This is a genomic window from Lysinibacillus zambalensis (assembly GCF_040183165.1).
GTDB lineage: Bacteria > Bacillota > Bacilli > Bacillales_A > Planococcaceae > Lysinibacillus > Lysinibacillus zambalensis.
Genome location: NZ_JBEGDG010000021.1, coordinates 23,183 through 49,997 on the forward strand (window position 1 = coordinate 23,183; position 26,815 = coordinate 49,997).

26 protein-coding genes are annotated in these 26,815 nt (G+C 38.4%); 2 read left to right on the top strand and 24 right to left on the bottom strand.

Annotated features, from left to right (window positions below; genetic code table 11):
- Positions 1-65: 65 nt before the first annotated feature.
- The 18 genes from ABNX05_RS20935 to ABNX05_RS21020 form a co-directional block, all read right to left on the bottom strand.
- Positions 66-1,556 (bottom strand): sodium:solute symporter family protein, encoded by a 1,491-nt coding sequence (locus ABNX05_RS20935; protein WP_349661482.1) that lies wholly within the window; start codon positions 1,554-1,556, stop codon positions 66-68.
- Positions 1,557-1,559: 3 nt separating this feature from the next.
- Positions 1,560-1,754, bottom strand: a complete 195-nt coding sequence (locus tag ABNX05_RS20940; protein WP_349661483.1) for a DUF3311 domain-containing protein — start codon at positions 1,752-1,754, stop codon at positions 1,560-1,562.
- A gap of 15 nt (positions 1,755-1,769) precedes the next feature.
- Complete coding sequence (locus ABNX05_RS20945; protein WP_349661484.1) at positions 1,770-2,978, bottom strand: M20 family metallopeptidase; 1,209 nt, start codon at positions 2,976-2,978, stop codon at positions 1,770-1,772.
- 87 nt (positions 2,979-3,065) lie between these two features.
- Entirely contained in the window at positions 3,066-4,568 is a 1,503-nt protein-coding gene (locus tag ABNX05_RS20950; RefSeq protein ID WP_349661485.1) for an alanine/glycine:cation symporter family protein, read from the bottom strand.
- Between the two features lie 43 nt (positions 4,569-4,611).
- Entirely contained in the window at positions 4,612-6,054 is a 1,443-nt protein-coding gene (locus tag ABNX05_RS20955) for an aldehyde dehydrogenase family protein (protein ID WP_349661486.1), read from the bottom strand.
- The gene (locus tag ABNX05_RS20960) at positions 6,051-7,127 is read right to left on the bottom strand and encodes a homoserine dehydrogenase (RefSeq protein WP_349661487.1); all 1,077 of its coding nucleotides are present in this window, start codon (positions 7,125-7,127) and stop codon (positions 6,051-6,053) included. Before ABNX05_RS20960 ends, ABNX05_RS20955 begins: the two co-directional genes overlap by 4 nt.
- Before the next feature lie 245 nt (positions 7,128-7,372).
- Positions 7,373-8,587 (bottom strand): MFS transporter, encoded by a 1,215-nt coding sequence (locus ABNX05_RS20965; protein WP_349661488.1) that lies wholly within the window; start codon positions 8,585-8,587, stop codon positions 7,373-7,375.
- 359 nt (positions 8,588-8,946) lie between these two features.
- A complete protein-coding gene (locus ABNX05_RS20970; RefSeq protein WP_349661489.1) occupies positions 8,947-10,350 on the bottom strand; it encodes an aminotransferase class I/II-fold pyridoxal phosphate-dependent enzyme in 1,404 nt (467 codons plus the stop codon).
- 314 nt (positions 10,351-10,664) lie between these two features.
- Positions 10,665-11,387 carry an amino acid ABC transporter ATP-binding protein gene (locus ABNX05_RS20975; RefSeq protein WP_349661490.1) on the bottom strand — a complete coding sequence of 241 codons (723 nt, stop codon included), beginning with the start codon at positions 11,385-11,387 and terminating at the stop codon, positions 10,665-10,667.
- A complete protein-coding gene (locus ABNX05_RS20980) occupies positions 11,380-12,039 on the bottom strand; it encodes an amino acid ABC transporter permease (RefSeq protein WP_349661491.1) in 660 nt (219 codons plus the stop codon). The genes ABNX05_RS20975 and ABNX05_RS20980 overlap by 8 nt, the downstream gene beginning before the upstream one ends.
- Before the next feature lie 84 nt (positions 12,040-12,123).
- A complete protein-coding gene (locus ABNX05_RS20985; protein ID WP_349661492.1) occupies positions 12,124-12,921 on the bottom strand; it encodes a transporter substrate-binding domain-containing protein in 798 nt (265 codons plus the stop codon).
- A 416-nt stretch (positions 12,922-13,337) separates the two neighbouring features.
- Positions 13,338-13,697 carry a Na+/H+ antiporter subunit G gene (locus ABNX05_RS20990; protein ID WP_197144576.1) on the bottom strand — a complete coding sequence of 120 codons (360 nt, stop codon included), beginning with the start codon at positions 13,695-13,697 and terminating at the stop codon, positions 13,338-13,340.
- A complete protein-coding gene (locus tag ABNX05_RS20995) occupies positions 13,675-13,959 on the bottom strand; it encodes a Na(+)/H(+) antiporter subunit F1 (protein ID WP_079562764.1) in 285 nt (94 codons plus the stop codon). The genes ABNX05_RS20990 and ABNX05_RS20995 overlap by 23 nt, the downstream gene beginning before the upstream one ends.
- Positions 13,959-14,441, bottom strand: a complete 483-nt coding sequence (locus ABNX05_RS21000; protein WP_349661493.1) for a Na+/H+ antiporter subunit E — start codon at positions 14,439-14,441, stop codon at positions 13,959-13,961. Before ABNX05_RS21000 ends, ABNX05_RS20995 begins: the two co-directional genes overlap by 1 nt.
- Positions 14,441-15,946: a Na+/H+ antiporter subunit D gene (locus ABNX05_RS21005; protein WP_349661494.1), complete on the bottom strand. Its 1,506-nt coding sequence runs from the start codon at positions 15,944-15,946 to the stop codon at positions 14,441-14,443. The genes ABNX05_RS21000 and ABNX05_RS21005 overlap by 1 nt, the downstream gene beginning before the upstream one ends.
- On the bottom strand, positions 15,939-16,277 hold the full coding sequence (locus ABNX05_RS21010) for a Na(+)/H(+) antiporter subunit C (protein ID WP_349661495.1): 339 nt from the start codon (positions 16,275-16,277) through the stop codon (positions 15,939-15,941). The genes ABNX05_RS21005 and ABNX05_RS21010 overlap by 8 nt, the downstream gene beginning before the upstream one ends.
- Positions 16,278-16,280: 3 nt before the next feature.
- Complete coding sequence (locus ABNX05_RS21015; RefSeq protein ID WP_349661496.1) at positions 16,281-16,703, bottom strand: Na(+)/H(+) antiporter subunit B; 423 nt, start codon at positions 16,701-16,703, stop codon at positions 16,281-16,283.
- A complete protein-coding gene (locus tag ABNX05_RS21020) occupies positions 16,690-19,104 on the bottom strand; it encodes a Na+/H+ antiporter subunit A (RefSeq protein ID WP_349661497.1) in 2,415 nt (804 codons plus the stop codon). Before ABNX05_RS21020 ends, ABNX05_RS21015 begins: the two co-directional genes overlap by 14 nt.
- Before the next feature lie 823 nt (positions 19,105-19,927).
- On the opposite strand from ABNX05_RS21020, the gene ABNX05_RS21025 reads away from it, so the two are divergent.
- Positions 19,928-20,617 carry a histidine kinase gene (locus ABNX05_RS21025; RefSeq protein ID WP_349661498.1) on the top strand — a complete coding sequence of 230 codons (690 nt, stop codon included), beginning with the start codon at positions 19,928-19,930 and terminating at the stop codon, positions 20,615-20,617.
- A 112-nt stretch (positions 20,618-20,729) separates the two neighbouring features.
- On the opposite strand, the gene ABNX05_RS21030 is transcribed toward ABNX05_RS21025, so the two are convergent.
- A complete protein-coding gene (locus tag ABNX05_RS21030; protein WP_349661499.1) occupies positions 20,730-21,932 on the bottom strand; it encodes an MFS transporter in 1,203 nt (400 codons plus the stop codon).
- A gap of 114 nt (positions 21,933-22,046) precedes the next feature.
- Between ABNX05_RS21030 and ABNX05_RS21035 the strand changes: the two genes are divergently transcribed.
- Complete coding sequence (locus ABNX05_RS21035) at positions 22,047-22,766, top strand: YetF domain-containing protein (protein ID WP_349661500.1); 720 nt, start codon at positions 22,047-22,049, stop codon at positions 22,764-22,766.
- A gap of 261 nt (positions 22,767-23,027) precedes the next feature.
- Here the strand turns inward: ABNX05_RS21035 and ABNX05_RS21040 are convergent, their stop codons facing one another.
- From ABNX05_RS21040 to ABNX05_RS21060, 5 genes are all read right to left on the bottom strand, one after another.
- Positions 23,028-23,810 carry an ABC transporter permease gene (locus tag ABNX05_RS21040; RefSeq protein ID WP_349661501.1) on the bottom strand — a complete coding sequence of 261 codons (783 nt, stop codon included), beginning with the start codon at positions 23,808-23,810 and terminating at the stop codon, positions 23,028-23,030.
- Entirely contained in the window at positions 23,807-24,700 is an 894-nt protein-coding gene (locus ABNX05_RS21045; RefSeq protein ID WP_349661502.1) for an ABC transporter ATP-binding protein, read from the bottom strand. The genes ABNX05_RS21040 and ABNX05_RS21045 overlap by 4 nt, the downstream gene beginning before the upstream one ends.
- Positions 24,697-24,900, bottom strand: coding sequence for a PLDc N-terminal domain-containing protein (locus tag ABNX05_RS21050; protein WP_349661503.1), 204 nt, complete (start codon positions 24,898-24,900; stop codon positions 24,697-24,699). Before ABNX05_RS21050 ends, ABNX05_RS21045 begins: the two co-directional genes overlap by 4 nt.
- Before the next feature lie 261 nt (positions 24,901-25,161).
- The gene (locus ABNX05_RS21055; RefSeq protein WP_349661504.1) at positions 25,162-25,593 is read right to left on the bottom strand and encodes a protein-tyrosine phosphatase family protein; all 432 of its coding nucleotides are present in this window, start codon (positions 25,591-25,593) and stop codon (positions 25,162-25,164) included.
- A 20-nt stretch (positions 25,594-25,613) separates the two neighbouring features.
- Complete coding sequence (locus tag ABNX05_RS21060; RefSeq protein ID WP_349661505.1) at positions 25,614-26,561, bottom strand: carbohydrate kinase family protein; 948 nt, start codon at positions 26,559-26,561, stop codon at positions 25,614-25,616.
- Positions 26,562-26,815: the final 254 nt, after the last annotated feature.

Genomic DNA, 26,815 nt, shown 5'->3' on the forward strand with positions numbered 1-26,815 from the left:
AAAATCTCTCTGCATACTCATTATGGTCTAAGCTAGTATAATATAGTATTCCTTCGCAGCTTTCGTTATAACAGTCCCTCCTGTTCATTTGAGCTACTCGACTTTACTTTTACAGGGCTCTTCATAGTAACCACACTGACAATAACCATAACAATTGTATTAATTAGTAAAGCGATGATACCTACATTTAGATCTTGGATAGGTTGTGGAAGTCCAGGAAACATAGTTGCCATTGTAGAACCCGAAATCGTAACAAATGCTACCACTGCTACTCCTGTCAAGATTCCAATGAACGCTCCCTGCTTCGTAACAAAATTTCTTTTAAATAAACTAAATATAAGGGATGGGAAAAGTTGAGTAACAAGGCTATATCCCATTAATAGCAATGAAACAATTGCAGTCCCGCCTTGGATCGTAAAATATACTGAAATTAGCGTAAGAACAGGAACCAAGTACTTGGCTAATTTGGTTATTTGCTCATTTGTAGTGCTAGGGACAAATACTGAATAAATATTTTTGGCAATCAAAGTAGAAGCAGACATTATGATCATAGAGCCTGGTACTATTGCAGTTAATAATCCAGCCGCACCAACTACCCCAACAATCCACGGATCAAAGGTTTGAATAGCAAGCCTTAATAATGAGAGATCTCCTTTCGCCCCTTCTAATCCAGGAACTTGTAAAATGGCTGCAAACCCCACAAAGAACACGAATAGTAAGACGAGTTGATAGAGTGGCATTATAATCGCATTTTTTCGGAATACCTTTTCACTTTTAGCGGAAAAAGCTGAACCAAAGGAATGTGGCCACATGTAAAACCCAAGTACTGATAATATTACAGTGGAAATAAACCAGCTAATGCTCATTCCTTGTTCCGGTAGTATTAGAAATCCTGGTTTATTAGTATTAATCACTTCAAACATATTTTGGAATCCACCATAATAATGAATGGGTAGATAAATCCCAAGAAATGCGACAACTGCAAAAATCATAATGTCTTTAATTACTGCTGTCCAAGCCGAGCCGTGAATGCCTGAGATCATCACGTAGATCGTTACAGAAATTGCACCGATCCATACGGCAGCATTTGGCGATATTTGGCCATAGGATGCTTCCGAAACAATAATTCCTAGACCTTTTAGTTGCGTTACCATGTAAGGTATAAGTGCAATTACACCAACAATGGAGACAAGAATACCGAGATATGGGCTTTTATATTTACTGACAAAGAAATCTGGTTGTGAAATTAAATTCTTTTCTTTTGCATATTTCCAAATAGGAGGAAGTAGCCAATAAGATAGGACATACGCTAAGCAACCGTAAGCAATAATATAAAATGCAGGTGCACCCTTTCCATATGCCCAACCACTTCCGCCAAGAAACGTAAATGTAGTATAGAGTTCACCAGCCATCAGAAGAAAGACAAATATAGTGCCAAACCCTCTTCCTCCAACCGTCCATTGTTCAAGACTCATATCCTTCCCTTTTCGTGCCCGAATACCTAGAAAGATAGACACTAGTAAAAAGAATAAAATGATTAAAAGTGCGATGTTCATCGGTTATTCACCTTCCTTATTAGCTATGTCTAATTTATAAACTATTGCCATAATACAAGACGTAAGAAGGGCCCACAGAACAAACCAAAAGAGAATAAATGGCATACCCATTACATATGGTGTTACTCTATTTGAGAAAAAAATCCCCCCTAGTATCCCAATGAAGGGCACTAACGAAAGTACATGAGTTATTTTCATATAAACAACACTCCTTTACTTCTCATTTTCATTGAATGTAGCCAAAAACTTAAAGGTAGACTGAACGAACATTTGAAAACCAATAAACAATGACTCTTCATCAATAGTAAAACGCGGATGATGATGTGGATAAATGATGCCTTTTTCCTTATTCCCTGCGCCTACATAGAAGAAACATCCAGGTGCTTTCCGCTGGAAAGCAGAAAAATCTTCAGCAGCCATATTAGGATTCGTGAAGTCAATCGCCTCTTCACCGAATACTTCACGCACAGTCTCTTCAATGACTTCGGTAACCTCTTTATCATTGATGACTGGACGATAACAATATTGATAATCAAACTGATAATTAGCGCCATGAGCCTCGGTGATTCCTTTTACCACTCTCTCCATAAGTGTTGGAACAGTTTCTCTTAGTTTGGCATCGAAACTACGTACGGTTCCACGGATTAAAACAGAGCCAGGGATTACATTAAATGAGTTACCTGCAACAAACTGAGTGATAGAGACGACTAATTTATCCAAAGGATCGATATTTCTTGAAACAATATGCTGAAGATTGCTCACAACTTGTGACGCAACCGCAATCGAATCTACAGTCTGATGTGGGATAGCCGCATGTCCACCTTTTCCGTTTATGGTAATTGAAAAATAGTCCGGAGCCGCCATCATCTCTCCGTATACTACCCCAACTTTTCCAACCTCAAGTGGAGACCAGAGATGTGCTCCAATGACCAAATCAACATCATCCATGACACCAACTTGTACCATCTCCTCTGCTCCTCCTGGAAACAACTCCTCAGCATGTTGGAATAAAAAGCGTACTTCTCCGTTTATTTTATCTTTCATGCTAGTGAGAAATTTAGCTGTCCCAAGAAGCATAGCTGTATGCCCATCGTGACCGCACGCATGCATAACGCCAGGAGTTTCAGATACAAATTCAAATGTATTTTCCTCTTGAATTGGAAGCGCATCTATATCTGCTCGTATGGCCATTATTTTTCCGGGTTTAGCACCGATTAAACGAGCCATGACACTCGTCTTGGTTGGGCGAGATAATTCCAGACCCCCAAAAGTTTGAAGTGTTTCATAAATAAACTGAGCTGTTTTTTCTTCATGGAAGGACAGCTCCGGATATTTATGTAAATACCTCCTCCAGCCAATTACCTCCTCTTTGATTTCATCAATAAAACTGTTTGCAGTGAGATTTTCTGTAAGATTTGTCATGTAGATATACTCCTTTCTAACCTCCTTGAATTAGGAGGGTCTAAGTAATAGGATAAAATTGATTTTAATTTCAAACTGAAGAAAGCTTCATGTTATGTCCACTTTCTCTTTCTCTTTCTCTTTCTCGTTCTCGTTCTCCGTTGATTTTGACTTTCCGTACCCGTTTGCCCAGAAATCAGCATTCTTAATTCCATATTTAGATGAATTGAACTCTGGATCTTTCCCTTCCTTAAGCTGCTCTTCGTAATCCTTTAATGCAATCGCCGCTGGTTTAAATAACAATACAATCGCAATTAAGTTCAGCCATACCATAATGCCGAGTCCTATATCCCCCATTGCCCATGCCGTTGTTGCCGCTCTTATTGCCCCATAGAAAGTGGAACCTAAAAGGACTAGTTTTAGTACAACAAAAGCAATTCCTCTGAATTTCCCACGTACTAAATATGCAAGGTTTGTCTCTGCGATATAGTAAAAAGCATAAATGGTCGTGAAGGCAAAGAAGAACAGAGCAATGGCAATAAATCCTGCACCGAATCCCGGAAGAAGGGAATCAACGGCCGCTTGCGTGTAACCAGCTCCAGGTTCAACTCCTGGAAGGTTTTCAATTATTGTTTTTCCATTCTTCTCATCAATAACGTTGTATTGACTTGTAAACAAAATCATCATTGCAGTTGCTGTAACAACTAAGAATACATCTAAGTAAATGGAAAACGCCTGTACTAAACCTTGCTTTGCTGGGTGGGATACTTCTGCTGCCGCCGCCGGGTGAGCACCTGTACCCTGACCGGCTTCATTTGCATATAGACCGCGTTTAACTCCCCACATAATAGCTGATCCAATAATACCTCCAAACATTCCTTGAGCTCCGAAAGCGCTTTCAAAAATTAGCCTGAATACCTCTGGAATATTGCCAAAATTTATCCCTACTATGATTAGTGCAATTAACAGATAACCAATTGCCATAATAGGAACGATCAACTCCGCAACTCTAGCAATACGCTTAACTCCCCCAAAAATGGTAAAACCAATAAGTGCGACAACGATTAGACCCGTGATTTTTTTGTCAATGCCGAAAGCGTTATGAAAACCATCTGCAATTGCATTTCCCTGTACACCAGGCAATAAAAAGGCCATAGCAATCAGAGTTGCCGACGCGAAAATCATTGCAAACCATTTCCAGCCAAGTCCCTTTTCAATATAGAATGCAGGACCACCACGATATCCATCATCTTGCTTTTCTTTATAGATTTGAGCAAGAGTCGACTCCACATAAGCTGATGCTGCACCGATAAAGGTAATGAACCACATCCAAAAGACGGCTCCTGGTCCCCCATAAGCAATACCTGTTGCGGTGCCAGCGATGTTCCCTACGCCGATACGGCCTGATAAAGACATCATTAACGCCTGAAACGGAGAAACCCCAACATCGGAAGCCTTCCCCGATGTCACTAATTTAACCATTTCCTTAATGTGACGAATCTGCATGAATCTAGTACGAAAACTAAAGTAGAAACCGCATAAAACAATGAAACCAACCAAGACAGGGCTCCACAGCCACCCATTAACGGTATGAACAATTTGTTCAAACATAAATATCCCCCCTTTATTACTTTTTTATAGATTTCGATATTGATTAAATATTGAAACAAGCTACTTTTGGTTCTGTCATTTCCATCAAAGTAAAGGACACACCTTCACGACCCAATCCCGATCCTTTCGTACCACCGAAAGGCATTGCATCAATGCGATAATCCGTACTTTCATTGATCATTACTGCCCCTACATTCAGATCAGCCATGCCTTTAAATGCCGTCTCTAAATTGCGAGTGAAGATGGCAGCTTGCAAACCATAGTCTACTGAATTAGCGCGGTTGATAGCATCTTCAAAATTCGTAAAGCTTTCAATAATCGTCACTGGACCGTAAATTTCTTCATAGCTTAATCTCGTGTTATGTCCATTTTCAAGAAGAGTTGGTGCATAGAAATTTCCGTTTCTTATCCCTCCCATTAGAAGGTTCGCTCCATTGGTCAATGCTTCATCAACAGATTTTTCTACCCTTTTAGCCGCTTCCTCATTAATAAGTGGCCCCATATCTGTATTTTCATCAAGCTTATCACCAACCTGATAACTGCTGGAAAGGGTAATAAAACGCTCCTTGAATAAATCATAAATATCACTGTGTACTAAAAGACGCTGTACATGTAAGCAGTTTTGGCCCGCTGCCCAGAAAGCTCCACTCACACAAGACGGGACTGCTAAATCCAAGTCTGCATCGTTCATTATAATAGTAGGAGCATTGCTCCCTAGTTCCATACTGACTTTTTTTAGTCCGGCCATTTTAATAATCCTTTCACCAGTCAATCGTCCACCAGTAAAGGAAACCATGCGAACACGAGGATCCGTAACCAATTTCTCGCCGATTTCGCTCCCTATACCGGTAATAACTTGCAATACGCCTTCAGGTAGTCCAGCATTCATCAACACTTCAGCAAGCATTAATGCACATAGAGGTGTCTCTTCGTGCGGCTTTAATATAATGGCATTCCCACCAGCAATAGCCGGTCCTATTTTGTGAGCTACTAGATTTAAAGGGTCGTTAAATGGCGTAATGGCAAGTATAATCCCCACAGGCTCACGCAAATAGTAGCCAACTTTATTTTCTGAACCAGGAAATTGATCAAACGGTATCGTTTCACCCTTGATCCGTCTAGCTTCTTCTGAAGAAATACGTAAGGTCTCTACACAACGTACAACCTCTTTACGAGCTTCACGAATTGTTTTAATTCCTTCAAGGGCTATAACTCTAGCAAACGCTTCTACTCGATTTTCTAGTTCTTCAGCCGCTTTTCGTAAAATAGAAATTCTCTGATGGATTGGCATAGACCGAGCCCTTTCACTCCCATGAACTGCCGCTTCAAGAGCAATTTCCACATCATCCAAATTAGCTAACGGTACAGTCCCAACCAACTTACCATCCTGTGGGTCCCGAATCTCCATATACTCGTTCCTCGACACCCATTCTCCATTCAATAACATTTTTCTATCCATTATTTCTGTGGTTGTCATGTTTATCATATCTTTACCTCTTCTTCAACTTGACCTGTGACCGATCGTGAGTACTCTTTAAGAATGGCCATTAAATCAGCTATAATGGCATATCCAGTTTCCAACCTTCCAGCCCCAGGTCCAATAAGAGTGATTTCACCTAGAATATCAGTAGTATAAGTTATTGCATTTGTTGCGCCCTGAATGGATGCAAGTGGATGTGAAACCGGGATTCTCATAGGGCGAACTTCCGCTGTACACCCATTTGAAGAGCACTCAATTCTGCCAATCAATTTCACACATTCATTCTCTTCTTTTGCTCTCATAATATCTTCAGACGTTAATTTTGAGATTCCTTCGCGATCGACATCCTGTAACTTGAGAGATTGTTTCATCAACAAGTTAGCGAGTATAACTACCTTGGCGGCAGCATCGTATCCTTCTACGTCACCTGTAGGATCCGCCTCCGCGTACCCTAATTCCTGTGCTTCACGAAGCGCTTCAGCGTAACTTTGTCCTTCCATCATTTTTGTAATGATGTAATTGGTTGTTCCGTTCAAAATCCCTTCAATCTTTGTAATACCTGCTGCTAGCAAATGTTCTGTTCCAAATAATAGGGTTGGTGTCCCACTCATTACAGTTCCCTCAACTCGAATATGCGCGTTGTTTTCTTTAGCCAATCGCATGAGTCTATCATAATGCAAAGCAACAGGCCCTTTGTTCGTAGTAATAACATTCAGACCCCGTCTTAATGCAGTTTCCATATGAGTCAACGCAGGTTCACCAGTTTTTAAATCTGTATAAGCAAGCTCTACAACCGTATCAATATCGGCTTCCTCAATAGTGCGTAAAGCAGACCAACCAGTAAATGGAGCTGGAAGAGTATCCAAGGTGTTTCCGCTTTGAACTGTTTCCAATAGTAAATCTGCATTTAAACCATTAGGATTATAGATACTTCCTTTAATCGGATCGCTAATAGCAACAATTTGGACATTCAATCCAAGCTCTTCAAGTTCTGCACTTTTACTAGAGATAATTGTTGCTAGCCCTTGCCCTACATTCCCAAAGCCAATTAACGCTAACTTGTGTGTTGTTATTTTCATCAGATTTCACCATCCCATAATAATTATTTTTCTGTATTATAATAGCCTGATCAAGCTATTACCGATGTTAGCAGAGTGCCCTAAACTAGCAGATCATATTTGATTACACTCTTCTAATAAGGTTCCTTATCATAGAGCTTCAACCGTAGGATTTCTCTACCTACGAGCATTCAGACACTCTAGTCATTAACAGCCTATCTAGACATGTAATACATATTGTTTTCGGAATAAACAGATAATTATACTCACAATTGACTAACTTGTTCTATAGTATTTACCTCTTTAACCTCATATTTTTTTAACTGTAGCATGGAGATAATCCCCAAAACAGGACCTATGCTTAACGCTGGGAATACCCATTCCCATGTTGTAAACTTGACTACCCAGGGAATTAGATTGATAGAGATGACAGTAATAAGAAAACCGATTGCCATTTGAAAAGTTAGAGCTGTTCCGACGTATTCAACATCTGCAAAATTTGATATAATCGCTGAAAATTGAGCGGAATCGGCGATAATGAATATTCCCCAAATACTTGCTACTGAGATTGTGATCCAAATAGATTGACCAAAAGTAAAGCCAATAATCAGCGAGCAAAACGCACTGATTGTCATAGCGATGATTGTTAGGTTAGACGGCCCTATATAATCAGCAATAAAGCCTCCGATAATACAACCGATTGCACCGGAAATGCCGATAATTCCGAAGACAGCCAGTGAAGTTGCCCAAGCTGGAAAGGAAGGCAACTGTGATTGAAAGCTATAAGTTAAAAAGATGGGAATCCAAGTCCACATGGCATAAAGTTCCCACATATGGCCGAAATAGCCGTAATTAGAGAGCATGACCGGCTTATTGTTAACAACATTTTTAAGTAATTTAATAGAGAACACGGACTGTTTTGAGCTGTTGGGCGCATCCTCTACGATGAAATAAATGATACAGGCGGCAAGTAAAGAAAGGATGGAGCTGACTGTAACGACCAGTCTCCAATCTATTCCGTAAAAAAACACTCTAATTAAGTGTGGTAACGACGATCCAAGTGTTACTGCTCCTATTAATGTGCCAATGGCCAATCCTTTCTGATTTTGGTACCATTGTGAAATAAATTTTACCGAAATGGGATAGATTCCAGCCAAAGCAATCCCTGTCAAAAAACGCAGAAACACAATTTGCAACGGAGATTGTACGAAAATTATGCACCCATTTAACAAAGCCCCGGCAACCGCACAAACGCCAAAAATACTTCGCGCATTAAATTTATCGGCCAAGCCTAAAGAAGAGCTTACTAATGCCCCTAAAGCAAAACCTATCGGTACTGCCGCAGTAATGAAATTTTCAACGAATGAATCAAATGCCCATGTTTTCTTTAATTCAGGGATAATTACTGATGTACTAAACCAAAGACTTAGAGCAAACACTTGGGAAACTGACACCCACCAAAGCGTCTTCCATTTTTTCATTAAATCACTCTCCCAAGTTTATATTTATGCAATGTTCGCTCCCAGATGGGCAGTTCAGTTGAAAACTTAACCTTCGTTAATGATGAAAAATCTTGGCCATCATTAACCTAATACGTACCATCATGAATAATTCAGGAAGCTCTTCTTAAAACATGGAATTAAACATTTCTGCCTTCTTGGGAATAAGGGGACCAACATTACTTTTTTCGCCAAGTTATCTACCAACCTGAATTCAATAACGGGTATAACCACTCTCACTTTTGATTTACAATCGGTATAGCCTTTTTGATTTTCGGCCCCCTTTTGCCTACTCAAATAAGATCATCACTGCAAGACTTCATATTAGCAACACAATGACTTTATTGATGCTGAACTTGAGATTTCGTTTGAATAGCTTTAAATGCCTGATTCAAATCTTCAATAATATCCTCAACATCTTCTATTCCTATAGAAAGGCGGATTAAATTGGAAGGCAATGATGCTAGCTTGCGTCCTTCGTCCCCTTGTTGTCGGTGAGTAGAAATAGTAGGAATGGTAGCAACTGATTTTACACGTCCAAGATCGGTTGCTGTCCAAATAATCTTAAATTGATCCAGTAAATCTCTTGCAGCCTGATGACCACCTTTCACATTAAAGCTAAGTAAATAGCCGTAGCGATTGATTTCTTCGCCATTTTCATCTTCATTATCGGCCAATTTCATTAAGCTTTTTGCAACGCTGTGACCAGGATGGCTTTCTAGTCCCGGATAGGAAACACATTCTACCTGGTCAAGACTATTTAAAAATTCGGCAACTTTCATTGCATTATCGCTCATCAAATCCACTCTTGATCGCAAACTTCTTAAATCATTTAAGACGAAGAATGCACTTATAGGTGATAGTGCCGTCCCATGATCTCGCATTGGGTTAAACTTTACATATGTTACAAAATCTTTTTTAATTTCTTCTGATAAAAAGTTACTAACAATATCATTTTTAGAAATGATAGCACCAGCAATTACTGATCCGCTTGCTGCCATTGCCTTACTTACTGAATGGACCACAATATCTGCACCATGTTCCAAAGGTCTAAATAGAGCAGGAGTAGCCAAAGTCGAATCTACTATTACCGCAATCCCCTTTTTATGGGCAATTTCAGAAAGCGCCTTCACATCAGTTAAGTTTAGACTTGGGTTAGCAGGAGTTTCCGCATAGACAAAACGTGTATTTTCGTCCATTTTTTCTTCCCATTCATTGAGATCTAAAGAATCTTTTACCCAACGAATTTCTAAGCCTCGTTCTCCTTTATAGCGTTCATTAAAAATCGTAAATGTGCCTCCATAACAGCGTGCATCGACTACAATATTAGCTCCTTCACAATTCGCTAAAAAAGGATTTGTTGCCATAAATACCGCTGCCATTCCGGAACTAGTTAAGACAGCACTAGTCTTTTCCGATAGTTTATATCCTTCAAGCATTGCTATTATTTCTTCCACATACGTCAGGGTAGGATTCGTGATTCTAGTATAGATCCATGAAGGAATTTGCTGTTCTTGTGCAGCTTCCAAATGATTGGAATTTTCATATTGTTGTGCCGAAGACATGTAAATTGGTTCAATAATGCTTCCATTATTCTCGAGTGCATCCTCTAAAGAATAAAGACCATGAACAGCTATCGTATCAAATTTCTTTTTCCTCATGTTTTCTCTTTTTTTCTCTACTCGTTCCACTAATTGTTTTCCTTTTTCCGCATAATACTGAACATTTTTTTCGATCATAGTCATTCCCCTTTTCCTCCCAGCACACTAAATTAATAACTTTACAAAACAATTGAAATGCTTTGATTTAATTATTGAAAAGAATTGTATCACGAAATTTTACAGTGGTGATAGCGAATACAGAATATTCTAATAACATTACAATTTATCTTAATTCTAATTAATTTTGTTCATTTTTATCGTTCATTTTTTCATTATTATTCATTAAGCTATATCATAAAAAAAGACTATAATGGGATCCATTAACAAAAACCAAAGTAAAGAAAAAAACGCATTTAGACACTCCTTTAATAGAATAGAGTCTAAATGCGTTTTATCACTTATAATACTTTTTCTAAGAAATCTTTCGCCCGCTGTGTAGATGGTGATGCGAAAAACTGTTCTGGTGGTGCGTCCTCAATTAACTTTCCGCCATCAAGGAATAGTATACGGTCAGCCACTTCACGTGCAAAGCCCATCTCATGCGTTACGATTAACATCGTCATACCCGTATCAGCAAGATTTTTCATAACGGCTAATACCTCTTTTACCATTTCAGGGTCAAGAGCTGAAGTAGGCTCGTCAAATAAAATTACTTTTGGATCCATTGCTAGTGCTCGAGCAATAGCAACACGTTGCTTCTGTCCACCTGATAGACGACTTGGATATTCATTGCGCTTATCGAATAGGCCTACTTTCGTTAATAAATCTTCAGCCTTTTTGATAGCCGCTGTCTTATCCATTCCTTTTACATTAATCGGTGCGTATGTTAAATTTTCAAGTACCGTTTTATGAGGAAAAAGATGAAAATGCTGAAATACCATACCGACCTCTTCACGGATTTTCATAATGTTTGTCCCTTTGTCCGTTAGAACGTCACCCGCAATTGTAACCTTTCCACTCGTTGGCTCTTCTAATAAATTTAAGCAGCGCAGGAATGTTGATTTACCAGACCCTGATGGACCAATAATAGCAATTACTTCTTTTTCTTTAACTTCTGTTGAAATACCCTTTAGTACTTCGTTTTGTCCATATGATTTGTGTAAATCTTCAATTTTAATCACTTCTTCTCATTCCTTTCTCAATTCGTCTACCAAGGAACGTTAATACAAGCGTCATAATGTAGTAGATTACACCCGCAAATAGTAATGGCTCAAGATAGCGATATGTTGAACCACCTACAATATAAGCACGGCGCATAATATCAAGTGCACTAATAACCGTCACGACAGCCGTTTCTTTATTTAGTGTAATAAACTCATTCACTAAAGATGGTAAAATATTTTTCACGGCTTGTGGGATAATAATATCTTTCATCATTTTCGCATATGGAATACCTAGCGCTTGTGCCGCTTCCATCTGTCCTTTATCAACCGCATTAATACCAGCGCGAATGATTTCTGAAATATAAGCACCTGAGTTTAACCCGAATGCAATAATAGCCGTTGGAACTGGCTCAATTTGAATATCTAATAATTGTGGCACTGCATAATAGATAATCATTAATTGTAGTACGAGCGGTGTACCACGGAAAATTGATGTATAAAAATCTGCAAACCAACGTAAAACACTCACTTTACCGATTTTGCATAACGCTAGTAATATACCAACTATAAAACCGATGATTGATGCACCGATTGCAATTTGAAGTGTAACACCTATCCCTTTTAATATATAAGGAATAGAGGGAATGATAGCTGTAAAATCTAAATTCACAGTGCCCCCTCCTTTCTTGTTCTTTTTTCAGGAAATGAAAGATATAAGCGATAGCTCTATCTCGAGCTATCGCAGTAAACTTACTTATTTAACTTTTAACCATTTTTCTTCTAGCTCTTGAATTTTACCTTCAGCAGCTAATTCTTTTAATGCTTTGTTAATTTTATCTTTAAGATCGCTACCTTTTGGAACAGCGATTGCTTTAAAGTCTTCAGGTTGCTCTTTAACAGGGAACGCTTCTAGTTTATCGTTCGTATCAAGATAGCCTTTCGCTACACCACTTTCTACAATCCCAGCATCTAAACGTTTTGACATCATGTCTTGAACAATTTCAGGAATTCGAGTACGACCTTCAACAGTGGCATCTACTTCTTTAGCAATTTTATTACCTAAAGTTTCTTGGATTGAAGCGTTTTGAACACCAATTTTTTTACCAGCTAAATCAGCCTCTTTTTTAATACCGCTATCCTTTTTCACGATAAACACTTGCTCTGTTTGATTATATTTATCAGAGAAATCTACAACTTTTTCACGTTCTTCATTAGGTGACATACCAGAGATAACAATATCAATTTTCCCGGCTTGTAGAGCTGGCACTAAACTATTGAAGTCGATATCTTGAACTTCTATTTCTGCACCAATCTTTTCACCAACTAATTTAATTAAATCAATATCAAAACCAATAATATCATCACCTTTTGCAGCATCGACATACTCAAATGGTGCATAATCAGATGAAGTACCTACTTTTAACACTTGCTTTTGTTCTGCGCCTTCGTTAGCATTTGAATCTTTATCGCTTGCCTTATCATCTTTTGCGCCACATGCCGCTAGGACAGCAATTACTAGCACAAGCATAAGCATGAAAAATTTGTTCTTCATATTCAACAATCTCCTTTTATTTATGTTTTTTTATCTATAAAACTCTTGTTCTTGAAAATAAGTGCATGGATATTTATACAATACGGAGAATAAATATCTATCTGCTAATAAGATATACTCTTTCGAAGTAATAATCAAGCTAATCTGAAAATTTCCCGATAAAATATTATATACATAATTTTCGGAAAAATCAATCCATTTAGATTTACCACCTACAAAATAAGTTCCTCATCATTACGTAGGAGTGATTTCCGTTCCAGTTGGACGCTTCACTTGTACTCCCAACAACTATACATGGCGTACGTTTTAACAAAAAAAGACCCCGAAAATGGGGGTCTCAGATTATTAACTAACGCTACTTCTGCTGGATAAGCTAGAGCCAATCTCGATATGCCTTTGGAGGTTTACCACTTATTTTATTTTTCATCTGCAAATAACTTTTCCTTTAGCTCATCCTCTCCGGACCCTTCTGCTAAAGGTACGCGAGATCGATACGCAGCACGACATATTAAATGCCCTGCTACAGGAGCTGTTACAAAAACGAACCCAATTCCTAATATTAAACGTACACTAACATATCCATCATGAACCCAAAAGTAAATAAATGTGCCTAATAGACATGTTAAGACGGACAATGTCGAACTTTTCGTTGCAGCATGTGAACGCGTGTATACGTCTGGTAAACGAATCATCCCAAATGCACTAATAACACTTACAATGGAGCCAATCAATATAAGTATAACTGCCGCCCATTCAATCATTTGATTTACGTTCAACAATCACACCTCTTTCAATATATTTTGTAAATGCAATTGTGCCGATAAAAGCTAAAATTCCTAATATTAATATCGCCTCTAAATACGCCTTTGTTTTCAAAATAATAGAGACGATAGCGATTGCTGAAAGTAGATTAACACCTATTGTATCAAGTGCAATAGCACGATCAGGCAACGAAGGGCCTCGAATCACACGAAATAGCGACAACGCAATCGATACACTGAATAATGCAAGAGCCAAAAGTAAAATTTTATCAATCATTAGCGTGTCACCTCCATGATCGCTTGTTCAAATTTTCCTATTGAACGAATGACAGCTTCTTTCGATTGTTCAATATCCATTGCATGAATATAAAACATATCTCCCTCTTCAGAAACTTCCATCACGACTGAACCTGGAGTCAGCGTGAGCAACAATGCAAGAGCTGTTATTTCCCAATCTCCTTTTAGCGCTGTTTTATACGTAAATATTCCAGGCGTTATAGTGAGCTTCGGCGTCGTAATTTGTCTTAATACGCTGTAACTCGATAATAGTAGCTCCCAATTAAAGAGCCATAATAATTTAATGATTGAAAACACACGTCGTAAATAAAATTGTGTGCCGTAAAAGCGGTGCATCGCATATAAAATCCCTATTCCGACGATAAAGCCCATTAGAAATGTCGAAAACTGTGGTACCACTTCATCCTTTAACAAGAGCCAAAGTGTTGCGATAAATAAATTCAGGATAAATTGCATCGCCATTATTCATTCACCTCACCTTGCCATGTTGTGCCATCTAGCACTGCATCAATATAGATTGATGGCGTATAGAGTGTCTCTGCCGCATCTGTTACATACGGAGCCATCCATTCAGCTCCAATTCCTAAAACAATCGTACATGCTGCCAATAATGTTAATGGTAAAACCATACGCTTTGGTAACGGCTTTTCATCCTCTAGACTAATAATCGTTTCCCCAAAGAATGAGGAAAGAAATATTCGTAATAGTGAATACAAAACAATTAAACTAGATAAAAATCCTAGCCCTAGTAGAACAAAATTTCCGCCCTCAATAGCTCCTTGTCCTATTAAAACCTTCCCTAAAAAGCCACTCAATGGTGGTATCCCAGCAAGGGAACACATGACAATAAAGAATAACCAGCCAAAAAGAGGGTAATTTCGAATAAGCCCACTCATTTTATCAATAACCGTTTCACCAGTAACATACATCATCATGCCAACTGCTAAAAACAGCATGGCCTTAGCTACCATATCGTGCATCAAATAGTATGTTACACCCTGTAAGGCAGACTCGGTACCGATCGCTAGACCAGCTACTATAAAGCCAACACCAATAAGGACATTATACGAGGCAATTGTTCTTACATCTCGTCCTGCTAGTGCTCCCATACATCCAGCAATAATCGTCAGCCCTGCCATAATTCCTAGTATCATATGAGTCACTTCAGTATTATTCGGGAAAAGTAATGTAAAAGTGCGGACGAGCGCATAAATTCCAACCTTTGTTAATAATGCAGCAAAAAGTGCGGCTATAGCTGTTGGAGGTGCACTGTATGAGCCTGGAAGCCAGAAGAATAATAATAGGCCAGCCTTCAAGCTAAAGACAATTAAGAAAATAAGAGCCACAGTCGTGATCAGCGGGTCAGCTCCTAGCTCCATCACGCGAACTGAAATATGTGCCATATTCAACGTTCCGACGGTTCCATATAAAAAAGCTAGTGCCACTAGGAAAATCCAAGATGCAACAATATTAATAAGGACATATTTTAAAGCCTCTCGCAGCTGAACTTTCTCGCCGCCTAAACTAATAAGTGCATAAGAAGCAAGTAACATCACCTCGAAACACACAAACAAGTTAAAAATATCCCCTGTTAGAAATGAGCCATTCACACCCGCTACCATAAGTAGGACAAACGGGTAAAAATACATCTTTTCAAAGCTCTTACCGATTGTAAAAAAGGCATATAACAGACAAATGGCTGCGACAATATTCGCTACTAATACAAGAAGCATTGCGAACGAATCAGCGACAAATAAAATGCCGAATGGCGGTGCCCAGCCACTAAAATCAATACGCATTACACCTTGTTTTTGAATCTCTAGCAATAAAATAACACTAATAAAGGCAACAAAGCTTAATGTCACCAAACTAATGATGCGCTGCAAAAATACATTGTCACGTAAAAACACAAGTAAAATGGCCGTAATAACCGGCACAATTAATGGTAAAACAATCATATTACTCATCCGGCGTACCTCTCAATTCATCAAAATTCACCGAACTGTTCGTTTTATAAGCTCGGTAACCGAGAACAAGCACAAACGCCGTCACCGCGAAGCTAATCACGATTGCAGTTAAAATCAAAGCTTGCGGCAGAGCATCTGTGTAAGGACCTTCTGATTCCTCTAAAAGTGGTACATTCCCCTTCTTCAGTCCACCCATCGTTAAAATCAGTAAATGTGCCGCATGCGATAATACCGCCGTTCCTAAAATCACACGTAATAACTGTTTCGAGAGGATTAAGTACGTCGCAACAGCTACTAATACACCAACTAACACTAGTATTAAAGACTCCATTGGCTACTCATCCTCACTTATACTTAAAATAATTGTGACTACAACACCAACTACTGTTAAAGCCACGCCAGCCTCGAAAATGGTTACCGTCGAAAAGCCCATCTTCCCGAATATCGGTACATTTATATAGCTATGTGTCTGCGTTAAAAACGGAACATCAAAAAATAGTGAGCCAATTGCTGTGCCCGTCGCAAGTAATACGCCAAGCGCAGCAACTTTTTTAAAATCAAAAGGCATCCCTTTATGCACTGTTTCAATGTCATACGCTAAATATAGTAGAACAATGCCAGAGGCTAGCACGAGACCACCTATAAAACCTCCACCAGGAGCATGATGCCCTGCAAAGAATAAATAAATACCAAGGGTTAAAATTATGAATACGACTGTCTTTGTGACAGTACGTAAAATAACGTCATTGATTTTCATGATCCGTTTCCTCCTTTCGTGGCTTTAGCTTCGTTAATGTATACACTCCTAAGCCAGCAATCAGAAGAACGACAACTTCTAGCATCGTATCAAATGCACGGAAATCGCCTAATATGGTGTTGACGATATTGGAACCACCCGCCAACTTGTAGGAATCATTGAAGTAAGTAGCTACTGGCTCAAAGCGATCGAAATGGACAACCGCTAAGCCTACTAATGTAACTGTGGCACCAACGAAAATGGATATAATGACCTTAGACCATTGCATTTTTTTGCGGGAGGATTCAGGCATTAAATCAGGTAAATATTTAAAGCATAGAAGGAATAAAGCAGTTGTCACAGATTCAACAACTAATTGCGTTAATGCTAAATCCGGCGCACGGAAAATCACAAAGAAAAATGCGATTGAATAGCCAAGTACGCCATTTAATAACATTGCTGTTACGCGTCCCTTAGCAAAAATTATCCATACGGCAGCAAACATCATGACAAACACTAAAATGAGCTCATAGGACTCAATTGCGGAATCCTTCGCAAAATTAAATGCAATAGCATCCGACCATATAAAATATCCTGCGATAAGGGCAACAAAGAATACATATATATAGACAAAATAATGTGTTAAATTACCTGTCATATATCGATTCGTAAGCTTTGCAGAACTATTTTCACCAAACTCAATCAAACGATTGTAATACATATTAAACGTATATCTTTGTGGGAATATCCGATACAAAGGCTTCCAGCTTTTTAACGTTTTAAATAAAATAATACCCAGAATAATGACACCAACAGTCATTAACAATTCAGCATTAATGCCATGCCAAGCATGAATATGTGGTGTTAATTCACCAGTCGATGGGAATGCTGGATAAATACTTTCCATAGCAGGCTCTAAAATATAATGCCCTAGCACATTTGGGAAGAAGAAAATCACAACTACAAAGACGCACAAAATGATTGGCGAAAGTAGCATACCTAACGGAGCCTCATGCGGTTTTTTTTCCAACTTATCAAGCTGTAGTTTTCCGAAAAACGTTCGACTGATTAAAATCATACAGTAAACAAATGTAAAGATACTCGCTACCCATGCCACTATTGGAAATAATAGTCCCAAATCAGAAATTGAAAATGCCTCTACATTGCGAATAGTTAATACTGCAGCGAAAAACATTTCCTTACTTAAGAAACCGTTAAATGGAGGTAAGCCGGCCATAGAAAATCCACCAATAACTGCAATGGTGAAAGTTATAGGCATTAAAGCCATTAACCCTCCAAGACGACGAATATCACGTGTGCCCACCTCATGATCGACAATACCGACCATCATGAAAAGTGCACCTTTAAACGTGGAGTGATTAATAAGATGAAACAACGCCGCAAAGCTTGCCTGCGTGTAAAGAACAGTATCTGCAGCATAGCCGTAATAATGTGCAACTGATCCTAGTCCAAATAAACTCATAATCAAACCGAGCTGACTAACCGTTGAAAAGGCCAGTAACGCCTTTAAATCTGTTTGCCGCACAGCATTAAATGAACCCCAGAACAACGTTACAAGGCCAATCACACTGACTAGCCAGAACCAAACAGCCTCTCCTCCAAACACTGGTGAAAAACGCGCAACTAAATAGATTCCAGCCTTTACCATTGTTGCCGAGTGTAAGTAAGCACTGACAGGAGTTGGCGCCTCCATCGCATCTGGAAGCCAAATATGGAAAGGAAACTGTGCAGATTTTGTAAATGCACCGATTAGAATAAGGATTAACGCTGGAATAAACAGTGGATGATCTCGTATAACCTCTACTTCGGCTACGATTTCACGAATACTAAATGTACCCGATGCTACATACAGCATCAAAAAGCCTGCAAGCATTGAAAGGCCACCAAAAACGGTAATAGTCATCGCTTTTCTTGCACCAGCACGCGATGCTTTTCGATGATGCCAAAATGCAATTAACAGGAATGATGACACACTTGTTAGCTCCCAAAATGTGTATAATACCATTAGATTATCTGAAAAGACGACGCCAAGCATTGCACCCATGAATAGTAATAAATAGCAGTAAAAATGGTGAAGAGATTCTTTCGTTGATAAATAAAATATAGAATATAAAATGACTAAACTACCTACACCCGTAATCAGCAAGCCAAAAATCATACTGAGTCCGTCGAGGTAAGTTGTGAAATTTATATTAAAAGAGGGAATCCACTCATATGTATGAATAAACGTTTTACCCTCGGCAATTTGAGGAATATAGCGCGCGAGTAAAAGAAATAAGATGAATGGAACGGATAAAACAAACCAGCCAAGATGTGCAACACGCCTTAGTCGCCTATAGAGTAGTGGAATAAGTGCAGCACAACCAAATGGTAAAAGTATCGTAATGAGAACTGTAACCAAGTGAAAACCTCCTACTATCAATTTCGTTCAGCAACTGTTTACTATAGTGAGTGCGAAAAACTCCGATAATAAAGTATTCCCAAATCTACTGAAGTTACTACTGTTTATACTTTATTTCGAACACAAAAATTCTATAGCAATTGCTGGAGACTCTAACTTTATTCAGCAAACGTTTACACCGAAAAAAAGTTAAGCCTTTTTGCCTCCCACCAGGAAGATATAAGATCAATAAAGCTAATTAACATATCAGAAATTTTCTTGAAATTTGATTTTTTTAACGTAATAAACTTGAATTGGAAAGTAAGCGGCATGTGTTGTAATAATAGACATTAAGAATAAAGACCAATCTAGATCATTCAACACATACTTTATGCAGAGAGAAGCTTTTGATGGTACACTGCATAAAACCTGGGGAACTTTTTTAGCTATTTAGCTTCATATCCTGAGAAGCCAAAATAACCAATATCGCCTTACTCCTATAGAGAATGGCATGATTTTTAAACGAGATAATATGTACACACACAATGGCGTACCAAGTCACTTGACTATCTATTTAACTAACTGCATAATAGTGTGGCATATAGAGGCAATTGGTTTAAATGCACGAAATGCATAAATCAAATAACTGTAAAGTATAAAGATAACCCAGTTTTCTCAAGGTTTTCCCGATATATTGTCATTAACTTTTATACGTTTTTTAGTATACAATATAAATGAGCATAATGCACTGTATCAGCATCGATTTTAGCTGTTTTAGGATATTTTTTTCAAAATCGACAGTAGAATTAACAAAATAACAACATGATAAGAGGTGTTAATTTTTATGAAGCATGTAAAAGGGCGTTTAGACGAAAGTATATTAGTTTGTGTTTACTATGGGCTTAACGGCGAGCGATTAATACGACGCGGTCATAAAATGGCTACAATGCTAGATTGTCCACTCTATATCCTTTCAGTCGATTCGCAACCCCTTGATGCCTTTGACGCAGAGAAGTCTAGCTACATTGAGCAATGGAAAAAGTTATCTGATGAGCTTGAAATTGAAGAGTTCATATTACAAGATAATGAAAAGCGTCCAATACAAAAAGTTATTGCAGAAGTGGCAAAAAATTACGGAATTTCTCAAATTATCGTAGGCCAAAGCGCACAAAGCCGTTGGGAAGAGATTACAAAAGGTTCTTTCCTAAATGTTTTATTAAAAGAGGTTCCTTTTGTTGATTTTCACATCGTGGCTGTCCAACGTCCAACTGACGATGATGATGCAAACGATACATATGAGAAAGGTGTACGTGCTTATTTAATTCAAGAACAGGGAGACTTTAAAGTAGCATTTACATGTCCTAAATATGTATCCATTGAAGGGATATTCTTCAAAGAGATTGGTACTGACTTTGATAATGGTATTTTTAAATTCACTTACAATGATAAAATGCATGAAGTTCACATATCAGAGGGATATATACTAGATAAGGGAAAACTTCCTTCTGAATTTTTATCACCATTACGTCAATAATAAAAACGCGTTTCTCTAATAATAAGAGAACGCGTTTTTGCTTATCGATAAAATAATGAATACCTTTCACTTTGAAGGAAACAAACTCGGGTGCTCCTCGTGATCTTTATGATTACACCGCCGAAGCTGGCTTATCCTTAGGTAAGAAAAAGGCTACTAGTAATAATAATGGTAGCAAAGATACAACCATCATTGTAAAATCAATCCCCTTATGATCCATCAATACACCAATGACCATCGCGCCTATTGCCCCCATCCCAAAAGCAAAACCAGTTGTTAAACCAGCCATTGTACCAATTTTTGTTGGAACAAGCTCCTGTGCGTAAACCACCGTTACCGAGAAGCTAATCATAATGAGTGTACCGATAATTACTAAAAATATAATGGCTGCCCATAATGGTACATATGGCAACGCTAAACAAAATGGCATCGGTACAACAACGGACAGTAAAATAACATTTTTTCTACCTATTCGATCTGATAGTGAACCTCCGAAAAATGTACCAATAACGCCAAATGCCATAAAGGTGAATATTAAAACTTGGCCTAGTTGAAGGCTAACATCATAATGATCCATCAAATAAAACACATAAAAACTTGTAATATTAGTAGTATAAAATGATCGCGCAAAAATAATAGTAAACAGTAACGTCAACGCAATGCCTACTTGTTTCTTCGTTAATGGAGGCAAGTTAGAAACTAATACTCGCTTTTTCTTTGCCATACGTTCTTGCTCCAACTGCTTCTTATACCACTTTGCAATTTTACTTAATAGTAGAATACCTAGTGCTGCCACTACTAAGACCATTGCTGCACCACGTTGTCCAAAGATAGCGAAAACATAAGCGCTAATTAATGGTGCAAGTGCTTGCCCAGAGTTACCTCCGACCTGATAAATCGATTGAGCAAGTCCTCTTTTTGACCCTGCTGCCATAAATGAAACACGTGAACCCTCGGGATGGAAAATAGCTGAGCCAAACCCTAAAAATAATACTGCAATAATTATTATCCAATATTGTGATGTGAACGCTATAATGGCTATGCCAATAAATGAACTAATCATACCAATTGGTAATGCATAGGGCATCGGCTTTTTATCGCTAACAAAACCTACAACCGGTTGCAAGGCAGATGCAAACATATTTAATACAAACGAAATAAGACCTATTTGAGTAAAAGTTAACCCTAAATCGGTCTTTAATATTGGGAACATCGCTGGTATAACAGCTTGCATCGTATCATTGATAAGATGGGCAATAGCTATTGCTATCATAATTGGATACACTGGGTTATTTAAATTTCCGACTTGTTTCATGTTGCCACCTCACTTTTTAAATTATCTCAAAATTTGGTTACAAATGATTGTCGCATACTATCGACCTTTTTGCACAAGCTATTTTCAATAGCGGTTTAAGGAGTTGATTTATGTATGGACAATTTTTTTCACGCTCATTTTTGGGAAATGATACTTAGAGCAACACTTTCTTTTTTCGCACTACTAATGGTAGCCCGAATTCTTGGAAAAAAGCAGCTTGGTCAGCTTACATTCTTCCACTATACGACAGGTATCACATTTGGTTCGATTGCCTCTGAAATAGCGGCGCAGGCAGAAACACCCTTTTTAGATGGGCTTATTGCATTAATTTGGTGGGGCGTTTTAACTTATTTGATGACTATTCTTACTATTAAATCTAAAAGAGCTCGTGTAATTGTTGATGATAAGCCAACAATCCTTATTCAAAATGGACTTATTTTAGAATCTGCCTTAAGGAAAAATCGTTTGCATATGGATGAGTTAACGATGATGCTACGAGAACAAGCTATATTCTCTGTACAAGATGTGCAATATGCACTACTTGAAACTACCGGTAGGCTTAGTGTGCTACCAAAGCCTGCTGAACAAGCGGCTACAAAACAAGATGTTAAGGCCGATGTAACACCACCAACTTATATTCCAACAGAAGTGGCTTCAGATGGACAAATTATTTATGAAAACTTAGTTGAACTTGAGTTGACGGAAGAGTGGCTTATGAAGAAGTTAAAAAAACAAAATGTCCAATCCGTTACAGATGTCTTTTTTGCCCAAGTTCAAGCAAACGGCTCCTTATATATAAGCTTGAAGGATAAAGCAAGACGATCAAGCCCTTAACAGCTTGTCTCGTCTTGCTTTATCTATTTTCACAATATCTGACGGTTTACAATACCGATTCGGTTTGGAGCCGGCGTTACCTAAAAAAAAAAACACCAACCCGATAAAAATCTACCAAGTTGATGCTTTTGAATATAATTAAGTTATTTAAAAACAAAGTACAGACATGGAGTTCTCGAGGGCCGATTCGATGTCGATCATTTCCGTTTTTAGACTGTGCTCCTCTATTCCAACCAGTGTTTGGACACCCGCTGAAAGAAGTTAAATTTTCGTCATCGGTGCGTTTTTCTTCATCGTCAAAGCTCCGATACTCATACAAATTATCGTGATCACTAATGTAATAGATAGACTCCACCAATAATCCGACATATCCATCGTGCCCCTCATTAATTGAACGCCATATACCGGTAATTTCCACGGTGATATTGTCCAAAATGCACCTATTAAAGCATCCACTATTTGCCCAATGAATATGACAGCGAATGCACATGCTGTTGCTACCACTGTTGTAAAAGCCGCACTCATCATTAATGTCACTGCTATTACGAAGAGTAGCCAAGAAAAATACGTGAAAAAACTTGCTATCAGTGTCCCTATCTCAAATGTCCCATAAAGCACGACCGTATAGTATACGCTCGCCGCAAAACCAGCTAAAATGCTAATTAAGCTAACAGTACTCATGACGATAAATTTACTCATAAAATAAGCGCCGAACGATATAGGACGGACATACAATAAAGTAGCCATCCCACTTGCTCTTTCTTTACTAATGGCTCCTACAAAAGAAGCTATTAATACGAGTAGACCGATCGTTTGAAATTGCCCAATGGAAGCTTGTAATAGGTCAACTGGCATTAATTCTGGCATCAACATTTCAAAGCCTTCTGGTAAGTTACCAACAGCATTTAAAATATCCATCATGTAATAGTTTGTTAGTGGATCACTCATACCGAGCAATGCAAATACAAGAGGTATCCATAAAAACTTCCAGCTTCTCCAAGCTTCTCTGAATTCCTTTTGCAGAAGTACAGTAAATCCTCTCATATTTTTCTCGCCACCTTCATGAAAATCTCTTCAAGCGATGCTGTTTGCCGCTCCACTTTTCGTATTTTATAAGGACTACTACTTAAATATTGAAGGAGCTCTTGCATACTCGGCTTTTCATCAATAATTTCTATATATACATTACGACCCTTTGCTTCCCCAACAAGTTCAGATTGACTGGCAAAAAGTTTTGCCTCTTTTTCATTGCTAAATTCAACAACATAATTTGGTTCATCGAAACGTTGTCGAACTTCACGTAATGTCCCCTGTTCTACTAACTTCCCATCGCGTAAAAATAATAATTGATCGGTCATCTCTTCGGCATCATTTAAAATATGCGTCGAATATAAAATAGTCGTTTCTTGTTGTAAACCCTTTAACAAATCAAGAACTTCTCTACGACCTACCGGATCCAATGCAGACACAGGTTCATCCAATAACAGTAATTTAGGCTTATGCACAATTGCCTGGGAAATTCCAAGCCGTTGCTTCATGCCACCAGAAAATGTAGCAATTTTTTTATTTACATCATTACCTAGACCTACAAACTCAAGTGTTTTTTGTGCCTCTACTATTGCTTTTTTTGCAGGCACACCATTTAACTTTGCAGCCATTTCAGTAAACTCTAACGCGCTTAACCAAGGATGGAATTGCGGATATTGTGGCAAGAAACCAATATTGGCTCTTACATCACCATCCAACATTTTCACACTGCCAGAAGTTGGTTTTAATAAGCCCGTTAGCATCGATAATGTCGTTGTTTTACCAGCGCCATTAGGTCCAATTAAAGCTGTCGATGTGTTTTTTTCTAACGTGAACTCGATTCCATCTACAACTACTCTTTCTGCAAATTGCTTTGTAAGTCCTGTTACCTGAAGTAATATTGTCATGATTGTTTTCTCCCCACTATAAAGTACGCAATCGAACCAAGATAACTAGTAAAAATGATAAGAAACACCCATAAAATTTTCGGCCCATTTGTTGCATGGATTTTTCGTAAATCAACTAGAGCTACAATCATTAAAATAAATTGAACCACAATTAGTGGTGCTATGACTGCCCATGGAACTTCCGCTAACTCCTCCATCATAGAGATCACCTCACCTTTGTTATATCATTACTATAACAAAAAACTGTTCTAATGTGCATAGCACAATTTTATGTATGTTGAGAATGGTCAACCTATGCACATGACATACGTTTTAACAAAATGTCATCCAACTTTTTAATTTTATCGGCATGCTTGCAGAAATTATCGCCTCGATTAACTTTCACGTTTTATCTTCCAACTTTTAATGTTTATCGACTAACTAAAAAAGAAGATGTACCAAAATCCGGTACACCTTCTCACTTATTTATATAACTTCTGCAAAGCATCTGCCATTTTTGGTCGAATTGTTACTTGTGGACGCGCGTTCTTTACAGCCTCTTTCGCTTCCTCTAGAGAATCCGTCATGCCAAGCTCCATTAGTACAGCAGTGGCTGCCACTCCTGCGCGGCCTCCTCCGCTTCCGCAATGGAAGTACACTTTCTGCCCATTCTCATAGGCAGCAACAATTTCTTTTGCAACGTTTTGAATAGATGGCGCTACTGCTATGTCCTCATCAGCAATTGGCATATGCTTGTACACATATGAAACTGCTTCCTGCTCCTCATTAGATAAACCGTTTACGCGAACATCAATCACAATATCCACCGTTTCTTGTTCAAAAGCTACATCTGCATCTTTTGCACCGCCAAAGAATAATCGATCCTTCACTAATACATCGTAATTTTTCTCCATTGTATGCACACTCCAAACGACTATTTAAGTAAATGCTTAATATCATCATAGTACGGAAGAGCTGTTAATGCCCCTGCTTTAGTAGCTGCCAAAGCACCTAGCTTATTGCCAAAACTTGCACAACGAGCAAGTTCTTCCTCTGTTGTAGGTAAACCATTGTAATGAACATCGCGTAATACACCAGCCATAAATGCATCTCCAGCTCCTGTAGTATCTACTGGCACAACCTTTTCTGTCGGTACATGGATAACCTCACCATTTAATACCGCATATGTGCCATTTTCCCCTACTGTTACTAAAATAATAGGCACTAAATAGCTGTTTAATTGCTCAATTCCCTCTTCCAAGTTAGTTGTTTCTGTCAGGAAAAATAATTCCTCATCAGTGACCTTTAAAATATCTACGTTCTCGAAAAATGACGTGATCGTCTCACGGCAAATCTGCTCACTGCTCCAACGTAAAGGGCGAATATTCGCATCCATTGCGATAATTGCGCCTTTTTCCTTTGCCATTTCTACAGCAGCACGTGTTGTATCAAGGGCTGTAGGATGGAACATAGTCCCCGAGCACACTGTTAAAGCAGATGCATGTTTAAAAGCTGCTTCGTTTAATTGTGTTGCTTCTACTTGTAAATCTGGCGTCTCATCGACATAATCTTTAAAAATCCGCTCACATGCTTCTGTTAAATGAACATAGACACCACTAACACGCTTCGCAGGGTCAAATACCGCATAATCCAGGTTTACCCCTTCTTGTGCAAGGCCATCTCGAACGAATTGAGAGCCTTCGTCGTCTCCAGTAATCGTAATTAATGCAGATGGGGCACCAATACGGCTAATTCCCGCAGCAACATTTACCGTCGCACCACCCATATATTTAGTAAAAGATGTATTTGTTACATCATCGGCGATATAGTCAATAAAAGCATCTCCATAAACTAAAATATAATCTTTATCTTCCTTTGTCATTGTTGTCCTCCTGAAACTCTAGTCATTATAGAGTAACACGAAATCAGATATCGTATAAAGTTTTAAACTTTCGGAAAAATAATCAATTATGCCTTGGCATAATTGCGTCCGGAGGGTTTACCTTCTTTCAGCGGGTGTTTGGACACTCGTTGAAAGAAGGTAAAGATGCCGTCAGAATATCACCATTTATTCAAAAACTTGAGTCATCCTTTATCTTTGTTATACTTGCCTATAGAAAGGTAGGGATTTTGACA